At 71.9% G+C, this 8,281-nt stretch carries 6 protein-coding genes; 4 read left to right on the top strand and 2 right to left on the bottom strand.

Annotated features, from left to right (window positions below; all coding sequences use genetic code 11):
• Together FNX44_RS28140 and FNX44_RS20040 are read left to right on the top strand one after the other, a co-directional pair.
• Window positions 1-920, top strand: a 920-nt coding sequence (locus FNX44_RS28140) for a GH85 family endohexosaminidase C-terminal domain-containing protein (protein WP_438873683.1), incomplete at its 5' end; no start/stop codon positions are given.
• A 62-nt stretch (window positions 921-982) separates the two neighbouring features.
• Complete coding sequence (locus tag FNX44_RS20040; RefSeq protein WP_143649829.1) at window positions 983-4,021, top strand: alpha-mannosidase; 3,039 nt, start codon at window positions 983-985, stop codon at window positions 4,019-4,021.
• 3 nt (window positions 4,022-4,024) lie between these two features.
• Here the strand turns inward: FNX44_RS20040 and FNX44_RS20035 are convergent, their stop codons facing one another.
• On the bottom strand, window positions 4,025-5,464 hold the full coding sequence (locus tag FNX44_RS20035) for a sensor histidine kinase (protein ID WP_143649827.1): 1,440 nt from the start codon (window positions 5,462-5,464) through the stop codon (window positions 4,025-4,027).
• A 19-nt stretch (window positions 5,465-5,483) separates the two neighbouring features.
• Window positions 5,484-6,188 (bottom strand): response regulator transcription factor, encoded by a 705-nt coding sequence (locus tag FNX44_RS20030; RefSeq protein WP_143649832.1) that lies wholly within the window; start codon window positions 6,186-6,188, stop codon window positions 5,484-5,486.
• Window positions 6,189-6,457: 269 nt separating this feature from the next.
• On the opposite strand from FNX44_RS20030, the gene FNX44_RS20025 reads away from it, so the two are divergent.
• Together FNX44_RS20025 and FNX44_RS20020 are read left to right on the top strand one after the other, a co-directional pair.
• Window positions 6,458-7,234 carry an amino acid ABC transporter ATP-binding protein gene (locus FNX44_RS20025; RefSeq protein ID WP_143649825.1) on the top strand — a complete coding sequence of 259 codons (777 nt, stop codon included), beginning with the start codon at window positions 6,458-6,460 and terminating at the stop codon, window positions 7,232-7,234.
• A 54-nt stretch (window positions 7,235-7,288) separates the two neighbouring features.
• Entirely contained in the window at window positions 7,289-8,197 is a 909-nt protein-coding gene (locus FNX44_RS20020) for a glutamate ABC transporter substrate-binding protein (protein ID WP_143649823.1), read from the top strand.
• Window positions 8,198-8,281 lie beyond the last annotated feature (84 nt).

Below are 8,281 nucleotides of genomic sequence, written 5' to 3'. Positions count from 1 at the left end.
CCGGCGGCCCCGGCCCCTGGCAGCCGCCCGCCCGCCACGTCGCGGACCGGTCCGCCGTCACCGCGCTGCCCTTCGGCACGACGTTCAACACCGGACACGGCACCGCCTGGTACGAGGCCGGGCGGCGCGCCTCCGACACCGAGTGGAACCACCTCGGTCTCCAGGACCCGCTGCCCGCACGCCGTTGGGCGATCCACGGGAACGGGCCGAGGCCCACGGTCACGCTGGACTTCGCCGCCGCCTGGCACGGCGGTTCCAGCCTGCTGCTCGACGGCGCCGAGGGCTTCGACGGCGTACTGGAGCTCTTCCGCTGCCGACTCCCCGCCGGCCCGGACACGCGACTGACACTCGTCCACCGGGCCGAACCGGGCTCCGGCCCGGTGCGGGTGGCGGCCGCGTGGGCCACGGCGGAACCGGCCGAGCCCGGCGCCGCACCCGCGTTCCGCCACCACCCCGCGGCGACCGTGCGCGGCCCCGACGGCTGGACGACGTCGGTGCTGAGGCCGCGCCTCGCGGCGGGCTCGATGCTGCGCGCCCTGGCCGTCGGGCTGCGCGGCGTCGCGGGCCGCCCGGTCCGCTGGCGGCTGGGCGCGCTCACCGTCACCGACGGCCGCCCGTCCGCGCCCGGGGCCCCGACGGACGCCCGGATCACGGCCGCCGCCCGCCTCGGCGCAGACGAGGCCGAGGCCCGGTTGCGCTGGCGCGCGCCCCGGGGCGGGCCGTGCGCGGTGCACCACCACGAACTGCACCAGGTGCTGCCCGACGGCCGCCGTCGCTTCCTCGGCGGCACCGCCGGTGAGGCGTACTACCTGGGCTCGCTGCGTCGGGCGGCGGGCGAGCGCACCACCCGGGTGGAGATACGCGCCGTCTCCCACGCCCTCGTGCGCTCACCGGCGGTTGCCGTCGCACACCGCTGGTAAGGCCTCATCCGTGCTCGCGTCACGTCCCTCCCGCCCGCAGACCACAACCGGAGCCGCACACCATGCATGACGACCGCAGCATCGTGGAACACCGACTGCGCCGGGTCCTGGAGGAACGCCTCCGGCCGGCCGTCCACAGCTCGACCCGGCCGCTGACGGTGGAGCGCTGGGACGCCCCCGGCGAACCGGTGCCCGTCCGCGAGGGTCTGTCCGCCGCATACCGGCCCACCTCGGTGGGGGAGGAGTGGGGGCCGGCCTGGGGCACCACCTGGTTCAGGGTGACGGGCACGGTGCCCGCCGAGTGGGCCGGGCGGACGGTGGAGGCCGTGCTCGACCTGGGCTTCGACCGGGACATGCCGGGCTTCCAGTGCGAGGGCCTGGTCTACCGGGCCGACGGCGAGGTGGTGAAGGCGCTCAACCCGCGCAACGCGTGGGTGCGGCCGCCCGACGCGTCACCCGGCGGAACGGTCGAGCTGTACGTCGAGGCCGCCGCCAACCCGGTGCTCGCCGAGCACCGCCCCACCTACGAGGGGGACCGGCTCACCGCCTCCGACCGCCCGCTCTACCGGCTCGCCCGTATGGACCTGGCCGTCTTCGAGTCGCAGGTCTGGGAACTGGTCCAGGACCTGGACGTGCTCGGCGGCCTCATGCTGGAGCTGCCGGTGGAGGACGCCCGGCGCTGGGAGATCCTGCGGGCCGTGGAGTCGGCGCTGGACGCCGTCGACCTCGGCGACGTGCCCGGCAGCGCCGGGGCCGCCCGCGCCCGGCTCGCCGGGGTGCTCTCCGCGCCGGCCCGCGCCTCCGCGCACCGCGTCAGCGCGGTGGGCCACGCGCACATCGACTCCGCCTGGCTGTGGCCGCTGCGGGAGACGGTCCGCAAGGTCGCCAGGACCGCCTCCAACATGGTCGCGCTGATGGACGACCATCCCGAGTTCGTGTTCGCGATGTCCCAGGCCCAGCAGCTCGACTGGATCAAGGAGCACCGGCCGGAGGTGTACGCGCGGGTCAAGAAGCAGGTCGCCGAGGGGCGCTTCGTGCCGGTCGGCGGGATGTGGGTCGAGTCGGACACCAACATGGTCGGCGGCGAGGCGATGGTCCGACAGTTCCTCTACGGGAAGCGGTTCTTCCTGGAAGAGTTCGGTGTGGACACCCAGGAGGTGTGGCTGCCCGACTCCTTCGGCTACACGGCGGCCATGCCGCAGATCGTGAAACTGGCGGGGGCCCGCTGGTTCCTCACCCAGAAGATCAGCTGGAGCCAGACCAACCGGTTCCCGCACCACACGTTCTGGTGGGAGGGCATCGACGGCACCCGGGTCTTCACCCACTTCCCGCCGGTCGACACCTACAACTCCGACCTCAGCGGGGGGGAGTTGGCGCACGCGGCGCGCAACTACCGGGAGAAGGGCGCCGGAAGCCGCTCGCTGGTGCCCTTCGGCTGGGGCGACGGCGGCGGTGGCGCGACCAGGGAGATGCTCGCCCGGGCCCGCCGCCTGACCGATCTGGAGGGTTCGCCCCGGGTGGAGATCGAGCGACCCGCCGCGTTCTTCGAGAAGGCGCACGAGGAGTATCCGCACGCCCCCGTCTGGGCCGGCGAGCTCTACCTCGAACTGCACCGCGGCACGTACACCTCGCAGGCCCGCACCAAGCAGGGCAACCGGCGCGCCGAGTCCCTGCTGCGCGAGGCGGAGCTGTGGGCGACCACCGCTGCGGTCCGAGGCGGCGGCCGCACAGACCGGGCCTACCCGTACGAGCGGCTGGAACGGCTCTGGAAAACCGTCCTGCTGCACCAGTTCCACGACATCCTGCCCGGCACCTCCATCGCCTGGGTACACCGGGAGGCCAGGGAGACCTACCAGCGGGTCCACACGGAGCTGGCGCAGATCATCGGGGAGGCACAGCGGGCGCTCGCGGGTGAGGGCGAAGTCCCACTCGTCTTCAACGGCACCCCGCACTCCTGGCACGGGGTGCCGTCCGGGGGCGCCGCCACGCCCGCGCCCGCGCCGAGCGGCGCCGTGGAATGCCGCGAGCGGCCCGAGGGTGGTCACGTCCTGGCCAACGGACGGCTGCGGGTGGAGATCGACGAACGCGGGCTGATCGTCTCGGCGCGGGAACTGCCCGACGGCCGCGAGGCGGTCGCGCCGGGCCGTGCCGCCGGAATGCTCCAACTCCACCCGGACTTCCCGAACATGTGGGACGCCTGGGACGTCGACGCCTTCTACCGGCACAACGTCACCGACCTCGCCGACGTCGACTCCCACACCGTCGACGCCACCCCGCGGGCCGCGACGATCACGGTGACGAGGACGTTCGGCGAGTCCCGTGTCACCCAGCGGCTGACCCTGAGCGCCGACTCCCCGGCGCTGGTGACGGAGACGGAGGTCGACTGGCGGGAGACGGAGAAACTGCTGAAGGTCGCCTTCCCGCTGGACGTGAAGGCCGACCACTCCTCCGCCGAGACCCAGTTCGGCCACGTACAGCGCCCCACCCACGTCAACACCTCGTGGGAGGCCGCGAAGTTCGAGATCTGCGCACACCGCTGGCTGCACGTCGGCGAGCCCGGCTGGGGCGCCGCCGTGGTGAACGACTCCACCTACGGCCACGACGTCACCCGCGACGTGCGGGAGGACGGCGGGCAGACCACCACCCTCCGGCTGTCGCTGCTGCGGGCCCCGCGCTACCCCGACCCGGAGACCGACCACGGCGTCCACCTCCTGCGCTACGCGCTGGTCCCCGGCGCCGGCATCGTCGACGCCGTCCGGGAGGGCCACCGGCTGAACCTGCCCGCCGCCGCTCTCTCCGGTGCCCGGCCGGTCCGGCCGCTGCTCACCGTGGACGACGACCGGGTGGTGGTCGCCGCCGTCAAGCTCGCCGAGGACCGCAGCGGCGACGTGGTCGTCCGGCTGCACGAGTGCCTGGGCGGCCGGGCGGAGGCGACGCTCACCCCCGACTTCCCGGTCTCCTCGGTGCGGGCGGTCGACCTGTTGGAGCGGCCGAGGGAGGAGGACGCGGCGGCCGCCACCGTCCTGCCCGACGGCAGCGTGGCGCTGCGCCTGCGGCCCTTCCAGATCCTCACCCTGCGGCTGACCCGCGGTGACGACTGACGGCTACGCGGGTCTGTCGGGTCTGTTGCGCGGTACGTCGATGGTCACCCGCAGGCCGCGCGGCTCGTTCGGGGCGAACTCGAGCGAGCCGCCGCCGGCGCCCAGCAGGGCCCGGGCGATGGACAGCCCGAGCCCGGACCCCGACACGTTCTGGTGTCGGCCGCTGCGCCAGAAGCGGTCGCCGACCCGGCTCAGCTCCTCCTCGCCGAGCCCGGGCCCGCAGTCGACGACCTCGATCAGCACCCGCTCACCGGACGGCCGCACCGTCACCGTCACCCGCTCCCCGCCGGGGGTGAACTTCACGGCGTTGTCCACCACCGCGTCCAGGGCGCTGGAGAGGGCGACCGGATCGGCCCACGCGGTGAGCGCCGCGCTGCCCGTCGTCTCCAGGCGGACCCCGGCGCGTTCGGCCACCGGCCGCCAGGCGGCCGCGCGTTCGGCGGCGAGCGCCGCTGCGTCGACGACCCGGAGGTCCGGTTGGGCGTGCTCGGCCAGCGCCAGCCCGAGTAGATCGTCCAACACCCGGGCCAGCCGCTTGCCCTCGGCCTGTACGGCCTTGACCTCCTCGTTGTCCGGCGGGAGTTCGAGGCCCAGCAGCTCGATGCGCAGCAGCAGCGCGGCGAGCGGGTTGCGCAGCTGGTGGGAGGCGTCGGCGACAAACGCCCGCTGCTGCTCCAGCACCTCCTCGACGTGGTCTGCCATCTCGTTGAAGGAGCGGGCCAGTCGGCGCAGCTCGGGCGGGCCCTCCACGGCCGCGACCCGGGAGTTGAGCTGGTCGGTGGCGATGTCGTGGGTCGCCTTGTCCAGCACCCGCACCGGCCGCAGCACCCAGCCGGTCAGGTAGATCGCCGCGCCCACCGCGAGCGCCATGGCCGCCGCCTCGCCGAGCGCGAGCGGGAGCCAGCTCCGCAGGACGCGTGAGCGCAGCTGGTCGGTGGGGGAGTCGGTGAGCACGACCGCCACCACGTCGCCGTCCCGCACCACCGGTGAGGCCACCGCGATGCGCCGGTCCTGCCACGGCCACACCTGCGGCGGGTCGTGGCTGCGCCGGCCGGCCAGCGCCTCGGCGAAGGCGTCGGCGCCCTCACCGGTCTTCGGGAGCCGCCAGCCGTTCGGCGCGGCGGCCATCGCGCTGCCGTCCCGGTAGAAGACACCGGCGCGGATGCCGTACAGATCGTGGTAGCGAGAGAGTTCGCTGGTCAGCACGGCCAGCCGCTCGTCCTGCGGGGCCGGCTGCCCCGGTCGCCGCTCGCCCTGTTCCCCCTCGGCGGGCGGGGTGGTCACGAACTGCGCCAGCGCGGAGAACCGGCTGGTGTCGTCGATCCGGTCGATGACCACCCGCTGCTGCTCGGCCCCGGCCATGCTCATCGCGAGCGGGAAGCCGAGCGCCAGCAGCACACCGGCGAAGAGCACGATGAGCAGGGGGAGGAGGCGAGCGCGCACCGGACGACCGTAGTCGAGGTCAGCCGACCGGGTCGATCAGCCGGTAGCCGACACCCCGTACGGTCTCGATCAGCGCGGGCCGGCGCAGCTTCGCGCGCAGGGAGGCCACGTGCACCTCCAGGGTGCGGCCCGTCCCCTCCCAGCTGGTCCGCCACACCTCGCTGATGATCTGCTCCCGGCGGCAGACCACGCCGGGCCGCTGGGCGAGCAGCGCCAGCAGGTCGAACTCCTTGCGGGTCAGCTGCACCGGCTCGTCGTCGACCAGGACCTGACGGGTGTCCAGGCACAGCAGCACACCGCCGAACCGCAGCGTCTCGGGTGCGCGGTCCTCGCCCTGCCGCTCCGACTCCTCAAGCCCGCGTCGGCGGCCCACGGCGTGGATGCGGGCGAGCAGTTCACCGGTGTCGTACGGCTTGACGACGTAGTCGTCGGCGCCGAGGTTCAGCCCGTGGATGCGGGAGCGCACGTCGGCCCGGGCGGTCACCATGATCACCGGGGTGTCGGTCCGCCGCCGGATGCGGTCGCAGACCTCAAAACCGTCCTGGTCGGGCAGCCCGAGATCAAGCAGAACCACCGCGAACGGCGTGCGCCCCTCGTCGGGCAGCAGCGCGTCCAGCGCCTCCTCGCCGTTGCGGGCGTGCACCACGGTGAAGCCGTGCCTGGACAGTACGGCGATGAGGGCCGCGGCGACGTGGTTGTCGTCCTCGACCAGCAGCAGCCGCATCCGGTCCTCCTCTCGGTCGTCTCGCACTCTCGGTCGTCTCGCGTTCCGGCGCCTATGCATCCATCCCGATATGCGGCACCTCAGTCAAGGCGGTTCCGTCACCCGGCGTTATCCGTTATGCAGCCGGTACGCCATCTGTCGACCCCCTTACGCAGAGTGTCGACAAGTGACCGGATCGTTATGCTCAATTCTCCCTCAGATGTGCTGACGTCGGTTGACGCAGATCACTAAGGTCCCCTCAACCGACGAGGACGGAGCGAGTGACGCCGATGAGCGAAGTATCGGTGACCAAGGACACCGCCGGCGCGGCGGAGCCGCTGGTCGTGCTGGACAACGTCAACAAGCACTTCGGTGCGCTGCACGTGCTCCAGGACATCGACCTGACCATCGCCAAGGGTGAGGTCGTCGTCGTGATCGGTCCCTCCGGGTCCGGCAAGTCGACGCTGTGCCGCACCATCAACCGCCTGGAGACGATCGACTCCGGCAGCATCACCGTCGACGGCAAACCGCTGCCGGCGGAGGGACGCCAACTGGCGAAGCTCCGCGCGGACGTCGGCATGGTCTTCCAGTCGTTCAACCTCTTCGCGCACAAGACCGTGCTCGAGAACGTGACGCTGGGACAGATCAAGGTGCGCCGCACCCCCAAGGCGGAAGCCGAGAAGCGGGCCCGCGAACTGCTCGACCGGGTCGGCGTGGGCAACCAGGCGGACAAGTACCCCGCCCAGCTCTCCGGCGGCCAGCAGCAGCGCGTGGCCATCGCGCGGGCGCTCGCCATGGGCCCCAAGGTCATGCTGTTCGACGAGCCGACCTCCGCGCTCGACCCCGAGATGATCAACGAAGTCCTCGAGGTCATGCAGCAGTTGGCCAGCGAGGGCATGACGATGGTCGTCGTCACCCACGAGATGGGCTTCGCCCGCTCGGCGGCGAACCGGGTGGTCTTCATGGCCGACGGGCGCATCGTCGAGGAGGCCACCCCCGACCAGTTCTTCAGCAACCCCCGCAGTGACCGGGCCAAGGACTTCCTGTCGAAGATCCTCCAGCACTGATCAGGCGCATCCGCCGGGCCCAGCACATCCACCGAAGATGAGGGAAGTTCGACCATGAGACTTCGTCAGTACAGCGTCGTGGCCGCCGTCGCCACCGTCCTCGCCCTGACCGCCGCCTGCGGCACCAAGAAGAACCCCAACAGCGCCGACGAGAACGCCCCCGACCTGCCCACCTACAAGGTGGCGGAGAACGTCGACATCGACTCGGCGGTGCTCAAGGCGGCCCAGAAGCGCGGCAAGCTCGTCATCGGCTCCAAGTCCGACCAGCCCTACCTCGGCTTCCAGGACCCGGGCAGCAAGAAGTACCAGGGCTTCGACGTCGAGATCGCCAAGATGATCGCCGCCGACCTCGGCTTCGACCCGGAGAAGGACATCGAGTGGAAGACCATCGACTCCTCCATCCGTGAGACCGCGGTCTCCAAGGGCCAGGTCGACCTCATGATCGGCACCTACACGATCAACGACGAGCGCAAGAAGCAGATCGACTTCGCCGGCCCGTACTACATGGCCGGCCAGGACCTGCTCGTCCGCAAGGACGACAAGGACATCAAGGGCCCGGACAGCATCAAGGGCAAGACGGTCTGCTCCATCAAGGGCTCCACCCCGCTGCGGAACATCACCGAGAACAAGGCCAAGTACGGTGCCAAGACCGTCGAGCTCGGCAAGTACACCGACTGCGTCAAGCAGCTCATCGACGGCCAGGTGGACGCCATGACCACCGACGACGCCATCCTCAAGGGCTACGCCGCCCAGCAGCCGGCGAAGCTGCGGGTCGTCGGCGAGACCTTCAGCGACGAGCCCTACGGCGTCGGCGTGAAGAAGGGCGACAAGGCGCTGCGCGACGCGGTGTCGGACGCCATCCAGGCGCACATCGACAACGGTGACTACAAGAAGGCCTACGAGGCGACGCTGGGTCTGTCGGGCTCCGAGTACGTCGACCCGCCGAAGCTGGACCGCTACTGAGTCCCCACACGGTCCCGGTGATCGACCGCTGACACCGGGACCGTGCCGGTCGGCCCGGCGCAGACCACCGGCACGGTCCCGGTG

It is taken from the genome of Streptomyces alkaliterrae, assembly GCF_007097205.2.
Taxonomy (GTDB): Bacteria; Actinomycetota; Actinomycetes; order Streptomycetales; family Streptomycetaceae; genus Streptomyces; species Streptomyces alkaliterrae.
This window is presented reverse-complemented; position numbering and strand designations above follow the sequence as displayed.

Coding starts and splice junctions, on each gene's coding strand:
- FNX44_RS20040 (WP_143649829.1), top strand. CDS start 983: ATGCATGACGACCGCAGCATCGTGGAACACCGACTGCGCCGGGTCCTG.
- FNX44_RS20030 (WP_143649832.1), bottom strand. CDS start 6,188: ATGCGGCTGCTGCTGGTCGAGGACGACAACCACGTCGCCGCGGCCCTC.
- FNX44_RS20025 (WP_143649825.1), top strand. CDS start 6,458: ATGAGCGAAGTATCGGTGACCAAGGACACCGCCGGCGCGGCGGAGCCG.
- FNX44_RS20020 (WP_143649823.1), top strand. CDS start 7,289: ATGAGACTTCGTCAGTACAGCGTCGTGGCCGCCGTCGCCACCGTCCTC.